Genomic DNA, 24,050 nt, shown 5'->3' on the forward strand with positions numbered 1-24,050 from the left:
TATGTACAAATACCTTTTAGTCTGTCTATTTATCGTTGGACTTTCGTCCTGCAAGCAAAAAAATACTGAACCCCAAAAAGAGGTGGTCCTTTGGACCCCGTATAATGATTCATCCGAAGTGGCGGAGAGTCAGGAGAATGAAAGTGCGCGGATGCGGTACAAATTCATCCAGAGTAAGGTGCTTGACAAGAACGAAGTATTTCTTCCCTTATATAATGAGGTTTCCAAATTTTCCGAAGAGCAATATGAAAAGATGAAACCCATGGTATTGGAACAGGACATCCCAACGCTTCAACAACATATCAAAAACGGTGATTTCAGCTATGAGGATTTGGTACTCTTCTACCTTCATCGAATTTACAAATATGAACTTCCGAACAACACCACCCTAAATACGGTGATTGCCTTGAATCCGAATGTGTTGGAGGAGGCACGCAAACTGGATGCCAACAGCGAGGGGCACCATTTAATCTATGGTATGCCCATTTTGTTGAAGGACAACATCGGAACATCTGAAATGCATACCACAGCCGGTGCCGTGGCCTTGAAAGACAACCAGACCGATGATGCCTTTATTGTAAACCGTTTGAAAGCCAAGGGAGCCTTGATCTTGGGTAAGGTAAACCTGAGCGAGTGGGCCAATTTTATCTGTGATGTATGCCCTAATGGCCAGAGTGCCGTGGGTGGCCAAACGTTGAACGCCTATGGACGTCGGGTTTTTGATACAGGAGGTTCCAGTGCAGGTAGTGGTACATCTACAGCGGCCAATTATGCGGTTGGTGCAGTGGGTACCGAAACCTCTGGTTCGATTCTTTCCCCATCAGGACAAAGTTCCGTGGTTGGGTTGAAACCAACCATTGGTTTGTTGAGCAGAACCGGAATCGTTCCAATTTCCAGTACTTTGGATACTCCTGGCCCCATGACCAAAAATGTAACGGATAATGCCATTTTGTTGGATGCCATGTTGGGCAAAGACCCCAAGGATGCGAAGTCGGTGGAATCCGAGCCCGGTATCCTATCTGCCTGGATGCATCCGGAACCATTAAAAGAGGTTAGGCTTGGTGTGATGAAGAATTTGATTGAAAGGGATTCCATTTACGCCTTGGCGGTTCAAAAATTGAAGGCAGCCGGTGCCCAACTTATCGAATTTGAACCTGAAAATGTACAGCTGGATAATTTTACGACCTTGTTGAACCTCGATATGAAAAAGGACTTGAAGGCCTATCTTGATGCCGAGGTGAAAAACAAGGATGCCGTAAAGTTGGAAACAGTGGAGGATGTGGTCAAATTTAACAGTCAAGATTCGGTGGTCAGGATTCCCTACGGGCAGGCCCGTTTTGATGGTATTTTGGCAGATTCCACCACACAAGATGAATTTGAAAAGATCAAGACTGATTTGATGGCTGCCGGAAGGTCGTTCTTCAAGATTATGGAGGATAAAAACCTAGACGCCGTGTTGAGCATCAACAACTATCATGCAGGATATGCCGCTGTGGCGGAGTATCCAGCGTTGACGATTCCCATGGGATATAAGATAAGTGGCGAACCTGAAAACCTGACGTTTATTGGTAAACCTTTCACGGAAGCCCAACTGTTACGAATCGGTAAGGCTTATGAAGACCTCACCCATGCCCGTAAAATTCCGGAAGCGTTTAAAGATTAATTGATATACGCACTCAACTTTTCCCAAAGCAAATTATCAAAACTGGAAGGTCCCAATTGGCTTTCCCCGGCATCATCCCCTAATCGTACGATGACCAGATTTTGACTGGGCACCACGTACAATTTTTGGTCAAAGGCCCCTAATCCCGAAATGAGATCGCTTGGAGCTTCGGCCATCAACTCACCACTGAAGGTAGCTTCATTGCCTGGAACCTTAAAGTTACCCTTTCCATTGAGCCACCATAAATAACCATAAGATTGGTTCAGGTTTTGAGAAGTGTTCGTCATCGCAGTAAAATAAGACTTGTCCGAAAGAATTTCAGTGCCGTCCCATATTCCTTCATTGAGGCATAGCAATCCATAACGTGCCATACTTCTGGTGTTGCTGAAAAAAAGATTGTTGTAATTGACTTTGATCCAGGTGCCCTGCATGCCTATTTTGTCCCGTATCTTTTGATAGGAATACTGTTTAAAATCCAGGCCTGTGGCGTTGGTCACGATTTGGTCCAGTAAGGTATAGGCCGCGTTGTGATAATACCAAAACGTACCCGGTTCATTTTTATACAATAGACATTCTTTGTCGTAGCAAAAGGGATCGTCCACAGTATAATCCAAGCCTGTGGTCATGGTCAAGTGGTGGCGTATGGTGATATTGGCTTCTTGTTCTGGGGAGAGCATGGACCAACCTTCACCCAAATAGTCCATAGAGGAATCTTCAATGGATAAAAAACCTTCCTCTTGGGCGATACCGACCGTCATGGCCGTCAAGGTTTTACCTGCGGAGTTCCAGGAATGACTATCATCTGCGGTGAAACCACCAAAATACCATTCCACCACAATTTTCCCATCTTTTAAGATGATGAATCCATCGGTGCCCTTTTCTTCCAGAAAATCATAAAGAGGTTGCTCGGCATCCGTGTTCCAACTCAAATCCGTGGGTGAAACGGTTTCCCATGAAGAAGAACCCGTTGGAGGAAAATATAGCTCAGAGGTTTCTGGGTCGGGAGTGCCATCCCCGCCATCCTTTGGGTCATCCCCAGAGGAACATCCAGTTATAAAAAGGAAGAAAAGCAGCGATAGGGCGACCAGTTGTTTCATGGCATTACAATTTTGTATTGGACTCATTTTTGTCCCATGGGTTTAACGCCAAAACAGGAAAAATATGCAGGCAAATCGATGTAATGCGCTGTGTTGTTGTATTTTTGCACTCCATTTATAGCAACTATGCGCACAAAATCGCTTAAAAAGAACAAAATCAATGTGGTAACCTTGGGCTGTAGCAAGAATGTCTACGATTCTGAAGTACTGATGGGCCAACTGCGTGCCAACAACAAAGAAGTGGTCCATGAGGAGGAAGGCAATGTGGTAGTGATCAATACCTGCGGATTCATCGCCAATGCCAAGGAAGAAAGTGTGAATACCATTTTGGAGTACGTTCAAAAGAAAGAAGATGGGTTGGTGGACAAGGTTTTTGTGACCGGCTGTTTGAGTGAGCGATACAAACCAGATTTACAGAAGGAAATCCCAAATGTGGATGAATATTTCGGTACCAGTGACCTTCCTAATTTGTTGAAGGCATTGGGAGCTGACTATAAGCACGAATTGATTGGGGAACGCTTGACGACCACCCCCAAAAACTATGCTTACCTTAAAATTGCAGAAGGTTGTGATAGGCCTTGTTCTTTTTGCGCCATTCCGATCATGCGGGGAAAGCATAAGAGCACCCCGATTGAGGATTTGGTCGCCGAAGCGGAGAAGTTGGCTGCCAAAGGGGTCAAGGAACTCATTTTGATTGCACAGGACCTTACCTATTATGGATTGGATCTGTATAAAAAACGAAATTTGGCCGAGTTGCTCGAGGCTTTGGTAAAAGTGGATGGCATTGAATGGATTCGTTTACATTATGCCTTCCCAACAGGGTTCCCGATGGATGTTTTGGAGGTGATGCGAAGGGAGCCAAAAATCTGTAATTATATCGATATCCCGTTACAGCATATTTCTGATGCTATTTTGAAAAGTATGCGTAGAGGAACTACCCAGGCCAAGACCACAAAGTTATTGCAGGACTTTAGGGCTGCGGTACCGGGTATGGCCATCCGTACCACCTTGATTGTGGGATATCCTGGGGAAACGGAGGAGGATTTTCAGACCTTGAAGCAATGGGTAACCGATATGCGTTTTGAACGTTTGGGCTGTTTTACGTATAGCCATGAAGAGAATACGCATGCCTATACTTTGACGGATGATGTGCCCGAAGAAGTGAAGCAGGATCGCGCCAACCAAATTATGGAGATACAATCCCAAATCTCATGGGAATTGAACCAAGAAAAAATTGGGAAGACGTTCCGTTGTATCATCGATAGAAAGGAAGGGAATTATTTTGTGGGTCGTACGGAATTTGATTCCCCCGATGTGGACAATGAAGTCTTGATCGATGCAACCAAGCATTATGTGAAAATAGGTGACTTTACCGCTATCAAGATTTATGAGGCATCGGATTATGATTTGTACGGAGAGCCAGCTTAACGATCTTGCATAAGGTCAATGTGCTGCTCTTCCTCCACAGGGATGTCGGAAGTCATAAGCGCATTTTTGATCACGCTGCTCCAAAGTGCATAACCCTTTTTGTTCAAATGCAGACCATCTGACATGTACAGCTCAGGCTTTGGCCGATTGTCCACACTGATCATTTGCCCGAACACGTTGATGAACTGGGCGTTGAGTTCCCCGATGACGTATTTGGAAAGCATCAGATTGGTCTCGATGATCTGAGGAATCATGGCCTCACGCTCAATACTTGGTTTTAGGCTGATGAACGCCAATTGTACCTCTGGATATTTATTTAGGATCATTTGAACCAACTTATTGCAATCGTTGAGTACCTCTTGCGGAGTTTTTCCTTGGGCCAAATCATTTTCACCAGCATAGAGCACAATTTTGCTGGGGTGCGCGTCTTCGAAGATTTCATCAAAATAATGGATACACCAAGCATAGGTAGAACCGCCAAAGCCTAAATTGAGCACATTGAAGGGAGCGAGGTCCTTTTTCATACTTACCCATAGCCTTACCGACGAGCTGCCATAGAAAATAGTAAGGTCCTTCCCATTTTCCACATTGGCCACCCTTCGTTTCAACCTACGGATTTCGTTTTTCCAAATTTCGGGAGGCTCCTCCATTAGTTTCGATACAGGTGCCATTAAAAGCTCATCCGCTCTTTCCCGTGCTTCCTGTACATAGGTTTTATAGGTCTCCTGGTAGGATTTTACAAATGAGGACAAGCTTTCAGGATCGTTTGTGGGCAATCTTTCACTCAGTTTGAAAGGAGGTAAAATCTTGCAATAAAAAAGTCCATCTGGAATCCTCCTGTCAAAATTGGCCAATACCAAAGGAACAATATAGGGTTCTGGTTCTGCAGCCATGGCCAACTTAAAAACCCCCATTTTGAAAGGTCCAGGGGATTCTTCCGTAGAATAGGAGGTACCTTCTGGACTGATGACAAGATTATGTCCTTCCCGTAGATATTTCGAAGCGGTCTTGTAAAAAATGCTTCGTGTTTCCTTTTTACTATTGCCATCCACGACTTCCGATTCCTTGGTGTACACATTGATGTAACCCAGTTTGTTGTAATAATTCTGGTGGCCATATTCCTGACCACGGCCAATTCGAACCGTACGGATACCTGGGTCCTGATACCTATCGTCCAAAATTTTTGAACTGATAAAATGCGAATCCAAGGTGATTTGGAACTTATTGTTCAGGGTATAGTACGAATGGTTGTACAGGTGGTTGTAGATAAAGATGCAGCCACTTTTCTCGGGTAGGTTTTCCTGGCCTTCAATATGGTATTCCACATGGTCGAAAGCCTGTTTGGTCGCTTGCGCACATGCCTTTCGTACGTTTTCGGATTCTTCATCTTCCTGTTCCGCAACGGTTTCATAAATATGTTGAAGTCCCTTGGCAAATTTCAACTCCTGCATATCTTCCTGTAATAATTCCAGGCTCAAGGAGGCAATGTGCCGTTCCAAATGAGAGCCGTTTCCAACCAAATGGGCCAAGGCATCATAGGCCAATTGTTTGGTATTGGTATTGCCTAAGAGATGGACCACTTGGTGCAAGGGGGAGGAAAGGGCCAATCTCGATTTGTTGTTTTCAATGAGTTGGTACACAGCCTGAAGGTTGTGCTTGCCCAATAACCCCACATATCTAACAAAAGCTGCATTGATTTGGTTGCCCATTAACCAAAGCAATCGCATAAAGAAACGGCGTGCAAATTTGACATCACAGGATAAAAGATCCAAAAGATCCTTTTGGTGGATGAAATACACCGAGGACTTTTGAGTGGTCAGTGCGGAACAGATATCCTTTTCGCCCATGGTGCACGACCAGCCAAAAATGAAACCAGGGTTGCTGATGGCCCGCTGCTGGATTTCAATGCTTCCCTCCAATCTTTTGATGGCCACTTCTCCATGGATCAAGATAAAAATGCCGTTTGTGGGCCTGTCCTGAATATAGAGCACTTCATCCGGTTCATACTCGCGCCGTTCGGCGAGTGATGCCATTTGGGAGAGTTGCTTTTCATCAAAATGATCCAAAAAAGGGGAACGCCGCATAAGGGAAACCACTTCCGATCTCTCGGCATCGGGACTTACAAAGAATTCCCTGTCCTTACGCAAAGGTCTATTTTGGGCTGCCTGTAAAAGATCGGTCTGTTTCAAGAGCGCCTGTCTCAATTGATGGTATAAGGAGCCGCAGATTTTTTTGAGCAATGCATTTTCGGTGTCGTTCCTCAGGTGAGGTAACATGACCCCGATCGGGACTTCAAAAAAAGTAGCTTGGTCCGATGCGACCACAATTTTGTACGTATAGCGTTTACGCTCGCTCAACCCGTTAAGGCCCAACGTACTCATAGGCTCAGAAATTTGGCAGACCAAGACTTCGTCTTCGGGATTTGTCAGGGAAGTAAAGTAATCAAAAGTACCCTGAACCAACCATCTAAAAGTTTTGACTTTGGTATGGATGTTACAGATGATGTGGTCTTTGGGGTAGGACTGAAGGGTTCCTTCGGGGAACTGGCTTATTAATTGTTTAATGTCCGCATTCAAATGCCTCACTGGCCTGTCTCAAGTATGGGTTGGTGACATGAACATCATCAAAAAAAAGCACATGGGAAAAGGATTTGGAAATAAAAACCAAATTAGAAATATAGGGGGTGCTCACTGATGGTATCCTAAAAATTGAAGGAGCATCTTATAAAATCCTTAATTTAATAACATGGTATTTGAGGGTGAAAAATCGGTGTATTTTATTTTTTACCCTTTTGGAGAGTCTCAAAACCTGATAACGATCATGTTAATTATCTAATTACATAGGTACTTTTAGGGAACCTTTAGAGCAATGGATATCAATCTATTGCAAAAACTGACTTGAAAGCACGGAAAAATTACTAAACCAAAAATATGGACCTAAATCAAAATAAATTGAAAGTGAGTGTCACGCTACTCCGAATACTGATAGGGTGGCATTTTTTATTTGAGGGCGTCGTGAAAATGTACAATCCCGAATGGACATCTTTCGGGTATCTGGCAACCGCGCAGGGCCCTTTTAAATGGTTCTTTACCGCGCTGGTGGGCGATGCCACGATCGGCTGGGTAGACACCTTGAACATCGTTGCCCTTATGGTGGTGGGAATCACCTTCATTCTAGGAATTTTTGAAAGGGTAGGAGCTTTTGTAGGCATGGGGCTTTTGGCCCTCTACTTTTTTGCCCACCCGCCATTTCCCGGACTTACCCAGTTGAATGTGGAAGGCAGCTATTGGTTCGTGAACAAGAATCTGATAGAACTAGTGGCCTGTTTGGTGATTTACCAATTGCCAACCGGCCAATATTTTGGGTTGGAATACCTACGGAAAAACAGACTAACTAAAATGCAAGAGCAATGAAATGGACTAGAAGAGACCTTTTGATCGGATTGGGAGGACTCCCCATACTTGGAGCGGTATGGTGGGCCGGAGCAGCAAACACCGTAGGGTCCAGAAGAAAACGTTCCGAAATCTTGGAACAGCTCAACATTACTCCATCATTGCCACCCGCCGTACCCGGTATTGGCGGAGAGCCTGTTCGGGTCGGGATCATTGGATTCGGTATCCGGGGGGAGCAACTTTGTAGGGCTTTGGGTTTTGCCACCGAAAATTGGAAGGAACAAATGCGCTTGGCAGCACAGGAAGATGCCAACAATCATGCCCTTGAAGATTTTATGGGCCAAGAAAAGCTCAACGTGAAATTGGTGGGTATCTGTGATGTGTTTGATGTGAGGGCAGATAATTTTATCGACTCCTTTTCAACTCCGGAAAATCCGATAAAGAGATACATCACTTATAAAGATATGATAGGAAGCGGTGACGTGGACGCGGTGGTGATTGCTACACCCGATCACTGGCACGCTCCCATATCCATAGAGGCACTGAACCACAACGTACATGTGTATGTTGAAAAACCCATGACACATACCGTAGGGGAGACCTATCTTTTACGGGATGCCGCCAAAAACTCCAAAGCGGTGTTGGCAGTGGGGCATCAACATAGACAAACCTTGAGCTTTAGTACGGCCAGGGATATTGTTGAAAAAGGTACGTTGGGCCATGTTTCGCTCATTCAGACCAATACCAACAGGAATGATGATAACGGGGCATGGAACTACGACATCCATGAAAAAGCAAGTCCTGAAACCATAGATTGGGAACAATTTTTGGGTTCGGCACCAAATGTACCGTTCAATAAAAACCATTTTTTCAGATGGAGAAAATGGTGGGCCTATGGATCAGGACTTTCTGGGGATTTGTTGACCCATGACTACGATCGTCTGAACTGTGTGCTCAATATGGGCATTCCCTCTTCGGTGAGTGCTTCAGGTGGTATCTATACCCACAATGATGGCAGGAACGTTCCCGATGTGATCCAGGTGAACATGGAATTTCCTGATTACAGTACAGGAAGCAGTCAAGCCAAAGGCAAAGAAAAGGGGATGACCTTCTGTTATAGTGCTACCTTGGGTAATGGTTTCAATAGACCGACCATTTTGATGGGGCACGATGCTACCATGGAACTGGGCAATAAATTGACCATTTGGCCCGATGGGGCTTCTACCCGCTATGCTGAAATGATCGAAGCCGGAAAAATGAACCCTGGAGTGCCTATTTATCAATACAATCCAGCAGCCAATGTGCCCGATGCCATTTCTTCGGCCACTTCCCAATATTTTGCGGACAAAGGCCTTATGTGGACCTATATCGATGGGGTCCGTGTGGATTCCACTTTCTTGCACATGCGGGAGTGGTTGAGCGTGATCAAGAACGGCGGAAAAGTGAGCTGCGGTATCAATGAAGGGTTCGAGGAAGCTATCTCCGCCCATATGGCAGGTCTATCATGGAAATTAGGCCGAAAAATTGAATGGGATCCCAATACTGAAATGTTGAAGCCCATTGAAGGTATTGATTTTGATGAAGTATTACTGGCCAACGGTACTTGGGATGTGAAACCCGAGATGGTTGGTTGAGGTTTATAGATTTTTACGTTTTTCTAATCCGGAAAGTGGGATGTTGCCTCCAAGGAATTCGGCTCCTTAGGGCAATGTCCCATTTTTCATCCTATTATTTTTTGATTTGGTAGTGGCTACCTTTTTCGCTGTAGTTCGTATTGATATAATTCCCTTCCCAGTTGGGCTAGAAAAGGGATGCCCACTTCATCATATTCATAGGCATCATCATTAAAAATACCATCGCTGTTTACCAAAATGGTGGCAACGATCATAAAATCCACTTGGTTTTGGGTGTCTTGTATGTAAGCACAATCCGTAAGGGTACCATAGGCATAGCCCACTTTGTTGTAGATTTTGATATGATCGGGCATTGGGTCGGTACTGTCCCCGAACATGAAGAACTTCACATAGCTATCGTAAAATTCCTCTGGATCATATCCTAATTGCGGTGGCAGGGTATGCATGGCCTCCAACAAAAAATCACGCTGTGTTTGATTCAAATTGAACCGCTCCTCTTTTGGGAAAGCCTCAGGAAATATGGTTCGCTTCAGCAAAGCTGATTGTGCCTGTATGGGATAATAGTTTTTGAGGGAAAAGTCAAAAGGCGCCATTTGCAGGGAATCCTCGGCATAAAAGGCTCTACCTTTTTTAATGTACTTCAGTTGTAAAGGCTTTGCGGGAGTGTTTATGATAGATTCCGTTACCGCTGTTGTAGAGTCGTTCAGATAGATGACCAATGGTTTCGTGGTCACGTCATCGGCATTTGGCGCCGAGAGTCTATGGGCAATCCGGATGGGCGCGACCCCTCTTCTGAGCATGCGCCGATTCAGGTCATCCTGCCCTAAAAATTCCACCAATCGGTTATTGGCAGCATTGTCAGAAACGGCAAAAATCTCGGAAATGCATTTGGCAAAAGTAGTCTCCACGGAATCTCCCTCCACATAAAATCGTGTGTTCAGGTCAAGGGAATCAATTTCATTGAGTTTTTCCAAAGTGGCCACCGCTGCAGGAAATTTGGCCGTACTGGCAGGATAGAAATAATTTTCCGCATCAACCTGAAAATCAAAATCAGTAAAGACAATGCTGTCGTTCCGTCTGTCAATTTGGGTGTAACGAATCTGGACCTCATGTTCCTTCAAATGGTCCATCACGTTCCTGATCAATGGGTTTTCAGAGGCAAGGGCATGTTCCAGAGGATTTTCATTACTTACCTCCTTGCAGGACATCGTTAAAAGTGTCGCCGCGGTTAGTGCAATCCTGGTCCACATGGGCATAGATTAAAGGTCTCCGGTATATACTTGGCCCCTGTGCGGTTTTAGAATATCCTTGACCTCTTTCAGTTCAAATTCGGCAACGACCAAAAAGGCGATGCTGTGGGTAGGGCCAAAATGTTCAACCCCTGAGAGGTCGAACTTGAGTTCCTCCACAACCACAAATTCCTCAAGATGTTTTAGGTAATGCTCGGCAGTACGTGCTGCATTGGGACCCCTAAAGTCCCAAATGATCTTAATCTTACGGTCCAAAATTTTCTCCATGGTTATTGTGAATCGGTTGCGGAAATTCCTTCTTCGGCAAATTTCTTAAAATCCTGCATATAAATCAACGTCTGTTTTTTAAAAGCCCCGGGCATCAAAAAACCCATCAACTTCATCCCAAAACCTGAGAACTGAAAATCAGATTCCGTAACCCAACGGGTCTTGCCATCCTCGTCCCTGTAATAGTTTTTTTGTAGGTTGTGTACTCCTTTGGCATCATAGGTGGCATGCATCTCTTCGGGTAGGTTTTTTTTGATGATGGTTTCGATCAAGTCCATTTCCCTATTGCCCATTTTATACTTGAGGCCCATTTGTGCCCCTTCCTGCCCTGGGTTTTTGGAAAGTTGCTCATAACTTACAAGTCCCTTTTGCCAATGCTTCATGTTCTCCGGGTCTTCCAGTTTTTTGATGAATTCGTCCCTAGGGAGATCTATCAGGATTTCGGTTGTGTACTTCATTTGGTTTGGTTTTGCACTAATGTAACAAATTCTTTCTTGGTGGATGGGCTCTACTAAAAATCTGTTAATCGGAATGCCACTTACTTGTAAGGGATTTTGTAATTGTTATTTTTGCGAAATGCTTAAGCTCCAAAAAAATAGCCTTTTCCTCTTTTGCACTGTTGGTGCACTGTTGGTTTCTTCCTGTGAAGGCCTTTTTAATAAAGAAGTAGAACGGGAACCGTTGGCAAGGGTGGGGGATACGTACCTGTACAAAGACGATATAGCTTCATTGATCAGGGATGACATGACTCCCCAGGACAGTGCTTTGTTCGTGACCAATTATATAAACAATTGGGCCTCCAAACAATTGTTGCTGTCCAAATCGAAGATCAACCTGCCAGAGGAAAAGTTGGCAGAGTTTGACCGTTTGGTATCCGATTACAGGGCCGATCTATATACCCGAGCCTATATTGAAGCCTTGGTGTTGCAGGCCAATGATACTTCCGTGACCAGGGCGCAACTTGAGGATTACTATGAACGGGAAAAGGAAAACTTCAAGCTTAACGAAAAGTTGGTACAACTCCGTTTTGTGGGCATGCCCGCACAGTTTTTGGACAAGGATGGCGTAAAGGCCAAAATCCGGAGTTGGAAGGATGCCGACAAACAATACTTGGATTCCATTGCGGTACAGTTCAAAAAAATTCACTTTAACGACTCCATTTGGGTGAGTTCCACCAGGGTTGTGGAGGAAATACCACCCCTTACCGCCGGAAATGAGGGCAACTACTTAAAAAAATCACAATTTTTTGAGCTACAAGATTCCATAGAGGTATATTTGGGCATGGTCACCAACGTATTGGAGGTCAATGATACAGCACCTTTTGAGTATGTGGAACCGGATATCAGGCAATTGATCCTGAACCGTAGGCGTTTGAACTATGTGAAAAAGTTGGAAACCGAAATTATAGATGAAGCAATCAAGAAGAAAGAATTTGAGGTTTATGAGTAAAATGATGAAGGGGCTATTGGCCTTTGTTTTCCTATCGGCTTTCACTGCCAAGGCACAGGATACGGATGAGGCGTTGGGTGTTAAGGATACTACAAGTTCTACCACCAAAGTAAAGTTAGATGGTATTGCTGCCGTAATCGGGGATTATGTGATCTTGGAATCAGATATTGACAAGACCTTGATTGACCTAAAAACACAAGGGGCTTCAATGGAAAATATTACACGATGCGGGCTTCTGGGCAAATTGATGGAAGACAGATTGTACGCCCACCAGGCCATTCAGGATAGTTTGTTGGTTTCGGACGATATGGTGAATGCCCAAAGTGATCGACAGATTCAACAATTTGTGTCACAGCTAGGGTCCATGGAAAAACTGTTGAAGTTTTACAAAAAGCCAGATGTGGAAAGCTTCCGTACCGAACTTTTTGAAATCAACAAACTACGCATGCTGTCCGAAAAGATGCAAAGTAAGATTGTTGAGGAAATTGAGGTGACCCCGGAAGAGGTCCGTCAATTTTTCTATAATATTCCAGAAGAGGACCGTCCCGTTTTTGGCGCCGAATTGGAAATTGCCCAGATTGTGAAGCAGCCCAAGGCTCCCGAGGAGGAAAAACAGAAAGTGATCCAACAGTTGAAGGCCATCAAACAAGACGTGGAAGAAAATGGTGCCAGTTTTAAGGTAAAGGCTATTCTGTATACCCGTGATGATGAGTCCAGGGCCAATGGGGGGTTCTATAGTATGACCAAGCAAACCCCATTTGTAAAAGAGTTCAAAGATGTGGCCTTCAGTCTTCGGGAAGGTGAAATTTCGGAGCCTTTTGAAACACAGTTTGGTTATCATATCATCTATGTTGAAAAAATTAGGGGTCAGGAAATTGATTTGAGACACATTCTAATGATTCCCGAGGTTCCCCAGAGTGCCATAGACGAGGCAGTGAAAGAGTTGGACACCATCCGTCAACAAATATTGGATGGTAAGTATACCTTTGCCGAAGCAGCCCTCAATTTTTCTGATGAAAAGGAAACCAAGTTCGATGGAGGTCTATTGCGAAACCCGATCAACTTTGATTCCCGGTTCGAGCTGACCAAAATGGACCCGACTCTGTACAACCAAGTTAGGAACATTAAGGATGGAGAGATTTCCAAACCCATTAGGGAAGATGACCCAAGGGGAGGCCCTCCCAAGTTCAAGATCATGAAGATTTCCAACCGTTACGATGAGCACAAGGCAGATTTCGCCAAGGATTATTTAAAGATTCAGGAGCTGGCCCTAAGGGAAAAACAGTTTAAGGCCATCAAAAAGTGGATGGACGAGCATATTGAGGATACGTATATCCATGTAAATGTTGATAATAGGGACTGCGATTTTGCAAACAACTGGGTAAAGGAGTAAGCCAATGTCTGACGTAACTGCGGTAGAAAACCTGGTAAAAAAGCACCAAGAACTTAAAAAAGAGATTGCCAAGGTCATAGTGGGCCAGGAAAAGGTGATCGAACAAATTCTATTATCGATCTATACGGGAGGCCACTCCCTTTTGATAGGTGTTCCGGGTTTGGCCAAAACATTGATGGTCAATACTATCGCACAAACGCTTGGACTTGATTTTAAACGCATACAGTTTACCCCGGATTTGATGCCCAGTGATATTTTGGGTAGCGAGGTGTTGGACCAGAACAGAAACTTTAAGTTTATCATGGGGCCTGTTTTTGGGAATATCATCTTGGCGGATGAGATCAACCGAACACCTCCCAAAACCCAAGCTGCACTCTTGGAAGCCATGCAAGAAAGAGCGGTGACCATAGCAGGAAAGCAGTATAAGCTCAACAGACCTTATTTCGTGTTGGCCACACAAAATCCCATTGAACAAGAGGGTACCTACCCCTTGCCAGAGGCACAGTTGGATCGTTTTATGTTCGCCATCGAATTGACATATCCCTCCATAGAAGAGGAGGTACAGGTCGTAAAATCGACCACCACCGATGAAGAGGTGAAGATCAATACCCTTTTCAATGCCGATGAGATCATTGAGATCCAGCATCTGATCAGGAGGATTCCCGTACCGGACAACGTAATCGATTATGCGGTAAGATTGGTGAACAGGACAAGGCCCGGTATGGAAGGTTCCTTGGATTTTGTCAATAACTATGTAGATTGGGGAGCAGGGCCCAGAGCTTCACAGAACCTGGTTTTGGCCGCAAAGGCCCATGCAGCGATCCATGGCAAGTTCTCCCCGGATATCGAGGACGTGAAAGCGGTATCCTTGGGAATTTTGCGACACAGGATCCTGAAAAACTACAAAGCTGAGGCAGAGGGCGTCTCAGAGGAAAGAATTATCTCCGAATTGTTATAAATATCAAATCATAGATATTTATTTAGCGCAATTCTAATTCCAAAATCCTTCGTTATTTAGTAAATTTACCGAATTACTAAAATCTTAAAACTCAATTGTAGAATGGCATTTGATATAGACATGATTAAGGGCGTCTACGCTTCCATGGGGGAACGTGTGGATAAGGCCCGTGAACTGGTAGGTAAACCATTGACCCTTGCAGAAAAAATATTGTACTCTCACTTATGGGATGGAACACCCACCAATAAATTTACCAGAGGAAAAGATTATGTTGATTTTGCACCGGATAGGGTAGCCTGTCAGGATGCAACCGCACAAATGGCATTGTTGCAATTCATGCATGCTGGAAAACCCAAAGTTGCGGTACCTACAACCGTGCACTGTGATCACTTGATCCAAGCAAAGGTTGGTGCCGAAGCCGATTTGAAAAGGGCAAACCAGACCAGTAATGAGGTTTTCGATTTTTTGGAATCCGTTTCCAATAAGTACGGTATCGGTTTCTGGAAACCAGGAGCTGGGATCATCCACCAAGTAGTTTTGGAAAACTATGCCTTCCCAGGAGGGATGATGATCGGTACCGATTCCCATACGGTAAATGCCGGTGGATTGGGTATGGTAGCCATTGGTGTTGGTGGTGCCGACGCTGTGGACGTAATGTCCGGTATGGCTTGGGAATTGAAATTTCCAAAATTGATAGGGGTGAAGTTAAAAGGAAAACTTTCCGGATGGACGGCCCCCAAAGATGTGATTTTGAAAGTGGCCGATATTCTTACCGTAAAAGGGGGAACAGGGGCCATCATTGAATATTTTGGCGAAGGTGCCACCTCCATGTCCTGTACTGGTAAAGGAACCATTTGCAACATGGGTGCCGAAGTAGGTGCCACCACTTCAACCTTCGGGTATGACGAATCCATGGATCGATACTTACGGGCTACCAACCGTGCCGATGTTGCCGATGCAGCATTGGAAGTTAAGGAGCATTTGACCGCAGATCCTGAGGTCTACGCAAATCCAGAGCAGTACTTTGATGAAGTGATCGAGATTGACCTGGATGTTTTGGAACCACATTTGAACGGACCTTTTACTCCGGATTTGGCTACTCCCATCTCCAAAATGGGTGAGGCTGCCAAAGCCAATGATTGGCCATTGAATGTTGAAGTAGGGTTGATAGGTTCTTGTACCAACTCCTCATATGAAGATATTTCAAGAGCTGCTTCCTTGGCAAAACAAGTGGCCGACAAACACTTGAAGACCAAATCACAATTTACAATCACTCCAGGATCCGAGCAGGTACGCTATACCATTGAAAGGGATGGGTTTATCGATACCTTCAACAATATTGGAGCTACCGTGTTTGCCAATGCTTGTGGACCCTGTATTGGTATGTGGGATCGTTACGGAGACAAAGCATCGGACGGACCACGAAATACCATCGTTCACTCCTTCAACAGAAACTTTGCGAAGAGAGCGGATGGTAATCCCAATACCTTGGCATTTGTGGGATCACCTGAGTTGGTGACGGCAATTGCAATTGCAGGGCGTTTGGACTTTAACCCTATGACTGATAAGTTGTTGAACGAGGACGGGGAAGAAGTGATGTTGGACGAACCAAGAGGTTATGAGCTTCCACCTGAAGGTTTTGCTGTGGAGGATGCCGGTTATATTGCTCCAAAGGAAGATGGTAGTAGTGTTGAGGTAAAAGTTGCCCCAGACTCTGAGCGTTTGCAACTTTTGGCTCCATTTGAACCAATTAAGCCAGAAAGCCTGAAAGGCATGAAACTGTTGATCAAGGCTTTTGGGAAATGTACCACAGACCATATTTCTATGGCCGGACCATGGTTGCGTTTTAGGGGGCATTTGGACAATATTGCCAACAATACCTTGATCGGTGCCGTGAATGCCTTCAATAAGAAAACCAATTTTGTCAAGAATCAATTGACAGGAGAATATGGTGGAGTACCCGATACCCAACGCGAATATAAAAAAGCTGGTATCAAAACTTTGGTAGTGGGAGACCACAACTACGGTGAAGGTTCTTCAAGGGAGCACGCGGCCATGCAGCCACGTCATTTGGGAGTTGCGGCTGTTTTGGTAAAATCGTTCGCAAGGATCCACGAGACCAACTTGAAGAAACAAGGGATGTTGGCCTTGACCTTTGCCAATGAGAACGATTATGACCTTATCCAAGAGGACGATACGTTCAATTTCTTGGATATCGACCAGTTTGCTCCGGACAAGCCTTTGACCATTGAAGTGGTACATGCCGATGGCAGCAAGGATACTATCATTGCCAATCATTCGTATAATAACGCGCAGATTGCATGGTTTAAGGAAGGTTCTGCATTGAACCTGATCAAAAAGGAGAATGCATAATTTGTATCTAATATAATTCTTTAAACTCCTGGTATCATTTCCGATATCAGGAGTTTTTAATTTTTACGAAACATCCTTTTCATGAAGATCAGTAAAAAGACCGTTTTCAATATTGTATTGATTCTTTTGGTGCTTTCCTTTTTTGTGACACCGATCGGTTATTATGGAAAAATATTCTTGAACCGTATTTTTTCATTTTCACCTCCTGTCATCGAACAAGCGGATAGACAGAAGATTACCGATTATGATTGGAAACTGAAGGATGAAGAATGGAATTTCTTCAATTTTGAAAAATCCAAGGGAAGGGTGGTCTTTATTAACCTTTGGGCTTCCTGGAAATTGCCTTCCGAAGCGGAACTTGCAAGCATTCAGCGGTTATATGACAAGTATAAGGACAAAATGGATTTCTATATCATCACCAATGAAAACCGTCCGCCAGTGGAAGCTTTTATGGCCGAACACAAGTTTACCTTTCCGGTCACGTATTTGATTATCGGTGAAAAAATGCCCATTGATTCCAGTAAGGTGCCCTCCTCTTATTTGATCGATAAATCGGGGAACATCGTGGTGCATAAAGAAGGTATTGCGGATTGGGGTACACAAAAGGTGTACAAATTATTGGATGAACTGATAGCTGAATAATTTCATATGAAGATTACCAAAGAACAGATTGGAAATGCAATTTGGATATTGGCCCTAGTGTTGATTCTGTTCACACCTGTTGGGTTCCATGTTCGAGTTTGGGTAAGCAAGGTCATTGCCGAAGTCATTAGTGCCGATACGGTGGAGGATGATGAACAGATTACTCTGGAAGACTATCATTGGAATTTGGTGGATTTGGATGGCAAGCGTACCGATTTTCAATCGGCGAAAGGCAAAGTGGCCGTGGTGAACGTTTGGGCAACTTGGTGCCCTCCCTGTGTGGCAGAACTTCCCAAATTTGTGGATCTTTATGCCGATTACAAGGACAAGGTGGTGTTTGCCTTTGTAGCCAATGATGACAAGGAAAAAGTGGAAGCTTTTCTAAAGAAAAAGGGATACCGACTACCGGTTTACCTTCAAGCGTCCAGTGCTCCATCAGAACTAGAGAGCAGCACCATTCCGGCTACCTATATCATCAGCAAATCGGGAAAAATTGTGGTGGATGAAAGGGGAGCGGCCAACTGGAACTCTGAAAGTACAAGATCCCTTCTGGATGAACTTGTTTTGGAGTAACCTTACTTTTTAAAATATTTAAAAGGAACCAAGAGCATCCCAAAACATTCCCCGTCTTCCTTACCTAAATGTTTATGGTGCATTTTATGGGCTCTACGCACCCCACGGGCATACCAATTATTGGCATTCCTCAAAAGTTTGAACCGTTGGTGGATAAAGATATCGTGTACCAAAAAATAGGCGATGCCATAGGCCAAAATCCCAAATCCTAGAGGCCAACCATACCAAAAAGAAGTGTAATTGCCCAAAAAGAAAAGGGTCATACTCACCACGGCGTAGAACAGGAAAAAAGCATCGTTGCGTTCAAACCAAGAATCGTGATCCTTTTTGTGATGATCCTTGTGTAGGCTCCACAAAAAACCATGCATCACGTATTTATGGGTGAACCACGCCATAAATTCCATGAAACAGAACATGGCCAAAAAGATGAAGATCCAGAGCGCTACTTTCATTGTACCAATTGTAATTTATAGTTGAGGTAAGATTGGGCCAAAAGTCCGAATTTTTGATAATTGGGCACACGTATGCGGGCATTTTTGATTTCCAGAGGAGGTGTGCCCTGCAACTTGTGCAACAATTTCTTGTAATAGCGATAGGCTGTATAGACACCAAATTTAGCCTGTTCCGGCAATTTGATGATTCCGGAATATCCCAAAGCAAAGTCAGCCTTGATTTCGTTGACAATCCTTTTCTTGGATTCCTCATCAAGTTCCAAAAGGTTGGTATTGGGAAAATAGGTGCGGTTCAATTCTTCGTAATCCGCTTTCAGGTCCCTTAAAAAATTCACTTTTTGAAAGGCCGACCCCAAGGCCATGGCAGACTCCTTCAACTCTTCGTATTTTTCCTTGTCACCGTTCACAAAAACGCAGAGACACATCAACCCTACCACATCCGCGGAGCCATAAATGTATTCCCGGTATTCGTCAAAGGTTTCGTAGTTTTTCTTGCTGAGGTCCATCCGCATGCTTTTCATAAAAGCTACCACCAAATGATGGGGAATATCATATTTGTGATAAGTGTGCTGAAAGGAATTCAAAATGGGGTTCAGACTGATTTTTTTCTCAAGCGCCTCTTCCATATCCTTTTCAAAATTCTCGAACAAGAGTTTTTTGTCGTAATCGTGGAAGGTGTCCACAATTTCATCGGCAAACCTTACAAAACCATAAATGTTGTAGATATCCGTTCTGATGGAAGGAGCCAACATTTTAGTGGCCAAGGCAAAAGAGGTACTGTAAGACCGGGTCACGATCTTACTACAGTGGTACGATACTTCGTCAAAAATGCTTTTCATCTTTTTACTTCTTTGGTGATTAGATCGGCCACCAGTTTACCAGAGATCAGGGATGGTGGCACTCCTGGTCCCGGAACGGTGAGCTGACCGGTAAAGAACAGGTTCTTTACCTTACTACTTTTTAGGTTAGGTCGTAAAAAGGCGGTCTGCCGCAACGTATTGGCGAGACCGTAAGCGTTGCCCTTATAAGAATTGTACTGTTCCACAAAATCGTTTACACAGAAACTTTCCTTAAAAACAATGGCATTTTTAATCTGTTGATGGGTAAGTTTTTCAAACCTGTCCATCACTATGTCGAAATATTGGTTTCTTAATTCGGGTGTATCCTCCAGTCCTGGTGCAATGGGAACCAAGAAGAACCCTGTTTCACTATCCTTGGGAGCCATGGAGCCATCGGTCACCGATGGAAAATTGGCATAGAACAAGGGATTGCTCGGCCATTGGGGATTATCATAGATTTCCTGGGCATGTTTTTCAAAATCGGTATCGAAGAACAGGTTGTGGTGTTCAATGTTTTTCAACTTTTTGTTGAAGCCGATATAGAACAGCAGGGAAGAAGGGGCATAGGTCTTGTTCTCCCAGTATTCTTCGGAATATTGCCGATATTTTTGGTCCAACAGGGTTTCGGAATGATGGTAATCCGCCCCACTGACCACGTAATCGGCAATTTGGTTCTTACCCTGGCTGCGGATGCCGATCACTTCTCCATCGGACACCAAAATATGGGAGACAGGGCTTTGGGTGTGTATTTTTACTCCCAGTTCCTCTGCAAGACTTTTCATGGCCTTGATGATTTCATACATACCACCTTTGGGATGCCAGGTACCCAAACCGAAGTCGGCAAAGTTCATGAAGTTGTAGAACGATGGGGTGTTGCTCGGCTTTGCTCCCAAAAAAAGTACTGGAAACTCCAAAGTGGAGACCAGTTTTGGGTTTTTGAACCGCTTGCGTACCTCTTGACTTATCGTCTTGAAAAACTGGTCTACCCGAAGAACGGTATCCTTGGTCACCAGTTCCAAAGGGGAAAGACCGGGCCGGAGCACTACCTTGTTGATGGCAATATCATAGTTTTCCTGTGCTTGGTCTATAAATCTTTTAAGGTGCTCACTGCTTCCTGATTCAATGCGCTCAAACTCCTCACAAATGGTTTCCATGCAGTCCCCAATGGTGAGGGTGTCGTCCTCAAAGAATATTTTATAGGCTGGGTTAAGTTTATCCAGATGATAATAGTCTGAAGTCTTTTTGCCGAAGTCGTTGAAAAACTTATCGAAGATATCGGGCATCCAATACCAACTGGGGCCGATATCAAAAGTAAACCCATCTTTGACCAATTGTCTGGCCCGACCGCCAACGGTATCGTTCTTTTCAAATATTTCGACCTCAAACCCCGCCTTGGCCAAATAGCAAGAAGCGGAGAGGGAAGAGAAACCGGAACCGATGACGATGGCTTTTTTCATTGTTTAGACGGTTTCAAGTAGTTGGTGAATAGAACTAAAAATTTTAACGCTGTTCGGTAGCTTGTTTTCGGACACTTGTTGTATCTGATGCCCCAACGCGTACAATTTAGATCCGGGCGACATGTCCAATACCTCTTTGAACCGGTTGAAGTAGTCCTCCAGTTCATTTAACATCGGAGACACTGTAAAATAGGAGATGAACCTGATGTTACTGTAATATTTGAGCAGGTCTACCAAACTTTCTATGGGCATGGTCTGTCCGAGGTAAATGGTTTTGTACCCCTTGTTCGCCAGTTCGTAATTGATATATAGCAATCCAATTTCATGGATTTCGTTCTCTGGAAGGAATAGTACGAAAACCTGATCCTTTTTCGTGGGTTCGTTAAGTTGTACCTGTTCCGTATGGATGTAGATTTTCTGTTTGATCAGGTTGGAAACAAAATGCTCATGAGCTGGACTGATGGTGTTGGTCTGCCAGAGCAATCCAAGCTCGTTCAAAAAGGGGATAAATACCTCATTGAAGATTTGGGTAAAGGACCTTTCCTTTAAAAGACTGTTATAGGTTTGCAGAAAAAGCGATTGATCAAAATTGAGCATGGCAAGTTTAAGGGAATTCAATGCATGGCTCTTTTCGCTGTTCTTGGCAACAATATCCCTGACCAAAACAGGTATCTTGGTGTCATCCAATTTGGCAATCTTGGAAATTTTGTACCCATTGTTGTAGAGCATGGTCACGTTCAGTAACTTTTGAAGGCTAACTACATTATAGGTACGGATGTTCGTATCGGTCCTTTCTGGACTGAACAGGTTGTACCGCTTTTCCCAGATTCGAATGGTATGGGCCTTGATCCCCGACAGGTTTTCCATATCCCGAATACTGAAAGATTTTTTTACGTTGTTCATCTTTTTTAAGTAAACGTTAAACAAATTTACAATTTAAACGATGCCAACCTATTTTTTTATCTTAAAATTTGGAAGGGATTTCTAAAAAACCAAGGTTTTTGTCAATAGAATGGTGGAAGTGTTGAGGAATATCCATTATAAAAAAAACCGCAACAATTTGCGGTTTTGTGCCCACGACTGGATTCGAACCAGCACGTCCTTACGAACACCACCCCCTCAAGATGGCGTGTCTACCAATTTCACCACGTGGGCCTTCATGGATTTAAACAAAAAAAGTTAAGCAAAGCACTTAACTTTTGGTTTGCAAATATAATTGTTTTGCACAAATCGATGGACTACAAATTCGGTTTTTAAGTTTACTTCAGATAACCGATATATGAGAAGGAGAACCCGTGGTTCTTTGCTCCTTCCAAGAATAGATAGGCATTGCCTTTCTTGGCCACGTCGCTCAACCCATGGTTGTATTTGAACACGATCTTTCCGTTGGGCAGATTTATCCCTATACCGCCTATCAGGCCAAAATCCATTTTTTCAAATTGATCATTGTCCAGTTCGCCATAGCCATAGTAGTAAGGGGTGCTGTAATCAAAATTGGTATCCAATAAAAACCCTGCATATCCTCCTAGAACTATATCCGCAACACTTCTGGTATGGATGTTCAGCAATAGCGGGGTTTCAATGTATTGCAGTTTAAACCTGATGGTGCCATCATAGTAATTGTTGATGTAATAGTCTCCTTTACCACCTTTTCTGGAATAAAGAAGTTGGGGTTCCAGACCAATGCGTTTGCTGAGGGGCAAGCTCAGAGATCCGCCTATGAAGAAACCAAATTGGAACTCGGAGTCATAAGGGTCGTTATGGAAGCTGGTGACCTGGGGCCCAAACGTGATCCCAAAATGCGGGTCGTGGATACTGTAAATGGGATAATAACCTGAATTTTCTTGGGCACTGGCCCCCAATGTGATGGCCCCAAAGGCCAAAAGCAAGATTCTTCTCATGTTCGATATTTAAATTGATGAATTATACATTGCGAAAGTATCGCTTGGGTTTTGGCCCAGGATTTCAAAAAGGAATGAAACGACTGTATTGGTAGGTGAAGAAACCAAATGGCAAGCTTAGGTAGATCAACCTTAAAATTTGTTTTTCCGACCCTCGTTTTTGGGTTGTATTGTTTCAACAGGGAAATAGGATACTTCACCCTGAAAATTTTCTGTTTGGGACTACAGGCGTTTAGTATTCCAGGGCATGCCCAATACTTTTGCCCGATGAAAAAGGTGAATTGGGGCATAGGAATCCCGTTTTCGGTGATATTATCGGTGTTGGGCTCATTGCCCATACTGCTTCATTTTTCCACGGACGAAGTAAACCTGTTCTTGAGGTCGATCTCCTATAATTTGATCATCACCTTGCTTTCATGGTATATTTTCCATCGGGTTTTGGAAAGCAGATATTTTAACCTCTCCAAAGGGCGGGGCACTTATTTTGCATTTTGTACTTCCATTACCATTGTCTTTGCCTTTGTCCTGAACTTTATTTTCACTACCATCATTGGGTTTTCCATAAAACCCATCATGCATTCGGGAAGTCTTCGGTATTTCCTCCTAATCCTTTTTAGGGGATTGATGTTGGGTGCACTCATTTCTTTTGTAGTCAATTACTTGGATGTAATCCGGGAGAAGCAAAGAAATGCCTTGGTGATCGAACAGTTGAAACAGAAACAATTGGAAGCCAACTTGTCTTCCCTGAAGGAGCAGATGAGCCCCCATTTCTTGTTCAATTCGCTCAATTCACTCATATCCGTCATCAAAAGGGACAGTGATGGAGCGGTCAATTTTGTGATACGACTATCGGAGGTGTATCGTTATCTGCTTCAGCATCGGGAGCATCAAACGGTCAGTCTAAAGGAAGAACTCGATTTTATTGACGCCTATATTTTTTTGCTGAAGGTCCGGTTCAAGAACAACATTCGGGTTAAGGTGGACATCCCTGAAAAGTATATCAATACAAGAATACCTCCCTTGACCCTGCAACTGCTCCTGGAAAATGCGGTGAAGCATAACATCGTATCAAAGACCAAACCCTTGGATATTGAGATCGGCGTGGATAACCAAATGATCGTAGTGAGCAACCAAGTACAACCTAAGGTGTCCTTGGAAACCTCCCACGGTTTCGGTTTGGGAAGTATGGAAGAACAATATTGGCTGCTTGCCCAAAAGGAGATATTGATCAAGGAAGACAATAATAGGTTCAAAGTTTTATTACCATTATTAATATAGGTGC

Annotated in this window: 21 protein-coding genes and 1 tRNA gene; 11 read left to right on the forward strand and 11 right to left on the reverse strand. The window is 43.9% G+C overall.

Annotated elements, in window-relative coordinates:
- Position 1 precedes the first annotated feature (1 nt).
- Positions 2–1,663, forward strand: a complete 1,662-nt coding sequence (locus tag D2U88_RS18880) for an amidase family protein (RefSeq protein WP_119642094.1) — start codon at positions 2–4, stop codon at positions 1,661–1,663.
- Here the strand turns inward: D2U88_RS18880 and D2U88_RS18885 are convergent.
- Positions 1,660–2,760, reverse strand: coding sequence for a serine hydrolase domain-containing protein (locus D2U88_RS18885; RefSeq protein ID WP_119642264.1), 1,101 nt, complete (start codon positions 2,758–2,760; stop codon positions 1,660–1,662). The two genes, D2U88_RS18880 and D2U88_RS18885, sit on opposite strands and share 4 nt — an antisense overlap.
- Before the next feature lie 126 nt (positions 2,761–2,886).
- Between D2U88_RS18885 and rimO the strand changes: the two genes are divergently transcribed.
- Positions 2,887–4,188, forward strand: a complete 1,302-nt coding sequence (gene rimO, locus D2U88_RS18890; protein WP_119642095.1) for a 30S ribosomal protein S12 methylthiotransferase RimO — start codon at positions 2,887–2,889, stop codon at positions 4,186–4,188.
- Here the strand turns inward: rimO and D2U88_RS18895 are convergent.
- Complete coding sequence (locus tag D2U88_RS18895; protein ID WP_235855831.1) at positions 4,185–6,773, reverse strand: cyclic nucleotide-binding domain-containing protein; 2,589 nt, start codon at positions 6,771–6,773, stop codon at positions 4,185–4,187. The two genes, rimO and D2U88_RS18895, sit on opposite strands and share 4 nt — an antisense overlap.
- Before the next feature lie 345 nt (positions 6,774–7,118).
- Here D2U88_RS18895 and D2U88_RS18900 point away from each other — a divergent pair, with 345 nt between their 5' ends.
- Both D2U88_RS18900 and D2U88_RS18905 read left to right on the forward strand, forming a co-directional pair.
- Positions 7,119–7,601, forward strand: a complete 483-nt coding sequence (locus tag D2U88_RS18900) for a DoxX family protein (RefSeq protein ID WP_119642097.1) — start codon at positions 7,119–7,121, stop codon at positions 7,599–7,601.
- The gene (locus tag D2U88_RS18905) at positions 7,598–9,214 is read left to right on the forward strand and encodes a Gfo/Idh/MocA family protein (RefSeq protein ID WP_119642098.1); all 1,617 of its coding nucleotides are present in this window, start codon (positions 7,598–7,600) and stop codon (positions 9,212–9,214) included. Before D2U88_RS18900 ends, D2U88_RS18905 begins: the two co-directional genes overlap by 4 nt.
- Positions 9,215–9,330: 116 nt before the next feature.
- Here the strand turns inward: D2U88_RS18905 and D2U88_RS18910 are convergent, their stop codons facing one another.
- Genes D2U88_RS18910 through D2U88_RS18920 form a run of 3 tightly spaced genes read right to left on the reverse strand, consistent with a single transcriptional unit; the run spans position 9,331 to position 11,189 of the window.
- Positions 9,331–10,464 (reverse strand): serine hydrolase, encoded by a 1,134-nt coding sequence (locus D2U88_RS18910; RefSeq protein WP_119642266.1) that lies wholly within the window; start codon positions 10,462–10,464, stop codon positions 9,331–9,333.
- Positions 10,465–10,473: 9 nt separating this feature from the next.
- Complete coding sequence (locus tag D2U88_RS18915; protein ID WP_119642099.1) at positions 10,474–10,731, reverse strand: hypothetical protein; 258 nt, start codon at positions 10,729–10,731, stop codon at positions 10,474–10,476.
- A 2-nt stretch (positions 10,732–10,733) separates the two neighbouring features.
- Positions 10,734–11,189 (reverse strand): SRPBCC family protein, encoded by a 456-nt coding sequence (locus D2U88_RS18920; protein WP_119642100.1) that lies wholly within the window; start codon positions 11,187–11,189, stop codon positions 10,734–10,736.
- Positions 11,190–11,307: 118 nt separating this feature from the next.
- On the opposite strand from D2U88_RS18920, the gene D2U88_RS18925 reads away from it, so the two are divergent.
- From D2U88_RS18925 to D2U88_RS18950, 6 genes are all read left to right on the forward strand, one after another.
- Positions 11,308–12,180 (forward strand): peptidyl-prolyl cis-trans isomerase, encoded by an 873-nt coding sequence (locus D2U88_RS18925; RefSeq protein WP_182859221.1) that lies wholly within the window; start codon positions 11,308–11,310, stop codon positions 12,178–12,180.
- Entirely contained in the window at positions 12,140–13,573 is a 1,434-nt protein-coding gene (locus tag D2U88_RS18930) for a peptidylprolyl isomerase (RefSeq protein WP_235855832.1), read from the forward strand. The genes D2U88_RS18925 and D2U88_RS18930 overlap by 41 nt, the downstream gene beginning before the upstream one ends.
- Positions 13,574–13,577: 4 nt before the next feature.
- On the forward strand, positions 13,578–14,531 hold the full coding sequence (locus D2U88_RS18935) for an AAA family ATPase (protein WP_119642102.1): 954 nt from the start codon (positions 13,578–13,580) through the stop codon (positions 14,529–14,531).
- A 102-nt stretch (positions 14,532–14,633) separates the two neighbouring features.
- On the forward strand, positions 14,634–16,904 hold the full coding sequence (locus D2U88_RS18940; RefSeq protein WP_119642103.1) for an aconitate hydratase: 2,271 nt from the start codon (positions 14,634–14,636) through the stop codon (positions 16,902–16,904).
- 81 nt (positions 16,905–16,985) lie between these two features.
- Positions 16,986–17,546, forward strand: a complete 561-nt coding sequence (locus tag D2U88_RS18945; RefSeq protein ID WP_119642105.1) for a TlpA family protein disulfide reductase — start codon at positions 16,986–16,988, stop codon at positions 17,544–17,546.
- Positions 17,547–17,552: 6 nt separating this feature from the next.
- A complete protein-coding gene (locus D2U88_RS18950) occupies positions 17,553–18,119 on the forward strand; it encodes a TlpA family protein disulfide reductase (RefSeq protein ID WP_119642107.1) in 567 nt (188 codons plus the stop codon).
- A 2-nt stretch (positions 18,120–18,121) separates the two neighbouring features.
- Here D2U88_RS18950 and D2U88_RS18955 read toward each other — a convergent pair whose 3' ends face one another.
- The 6 genes from D2U88_RS18955 to D2U88_RS18980 form a co-directional block, all read right to left on the reverse strand.
- On the reverse strand, positions 18,122–18,571 hold the full coding sequence (locus D2U88_RS18955; RefSeq protein WP_119642109.1) for a sterol desaturase family protein: 450 nt from the start codon (positions 18,569–18,571) through the stop codon (positions 18,122–18,124).
- The gene (locus D2U88_RS18960; protein ID WP_119642111.1) at positions 18,568–19,410 is read right to left on the reverse strand and encodes a phytoene/squalene synthase family protein; all 843 of its coding nucleotides are present in this window, start codon (positions 19,408–19,410) and stop codon (positions 18,568–18,570) included. Before D2U88_RS18960 ends, D2U88_RS18955 begins: the two co-directional genes overlap by 4 nt.
- Positions 19,407–20,867 carry a phytoene desaturase family protein gene (locus D2U88_RS18965; RefSeq protein WP_119642112.1) on the reverse strand — a complete coding sequence of 487 codons (1,461 nt, stop codon included), beginning with the start codon at positions 20,865–20,867 and terminating at the stop codon, positions 19,407–19,409. The genes D2U88_RS18960 and D2U88_RS18965 overlap by 4 nt, the downstream gene beginning before the upstream one ends.
- Positions 20,868–20,870: 3 nt before the next feature.
- Positions 20,871–21,770, reverse strand: a complete 900-nt coding sequence (locus D2U88_RS18970) for a MerR family transcriptional regulator (protein ID WP_119642114.1) — start codon at positions 21,768–21,770, stop codon at positions 20,871–20,873.
- 168 nt (positions 21,771–21,938) lie between these two features.
- Positions 21,939–22,022, reverse strand: a tRNA-Leu gene (locus D2U88_RS18975).
- 104 nt (positions 22,023–22,126) lie between these two features.
- Positions 22,127–22,768 (reverse strand): porin family protein, encoded by a 642-nt coding sequence (locus D2U88_RS18980; protein ID WP_119642115.1) that lies wholly within the window; start codon positions 22,766–22,768, stop codon positions 22,127–22,129.
- Positions 22,769–23,035: 267 nt separating this feature from the next.
- Here D2U88_RS18980 and D2U88_RS18985 point away from each other — a divergent pair, with 267 nt between their 5' ends.
- Complete coding sequence (locus D2U88_RS18985) at positions 23,036–24,046, forward strand: sensor histidine kinase (protein WP_182859222.1); 1,011 nt, start codon at positions 23,036–23,038, stop codon at positions 24,044–24,046.
- The last annotated feature ends 4 nt before the right edge of the window (positions 24,047–24,050 follow it).

The sequence above is a fragment of the Flagellimonas aequoris genome (assembly GCF_003584165.1).
Classification (GTDB): domain Bacteria; phylum Bacteroidota; class Bacteroidia; order Flavobacteriales; family Flavobacteriaceae; genus Flagellimonas; species Flagellimonas aequoris.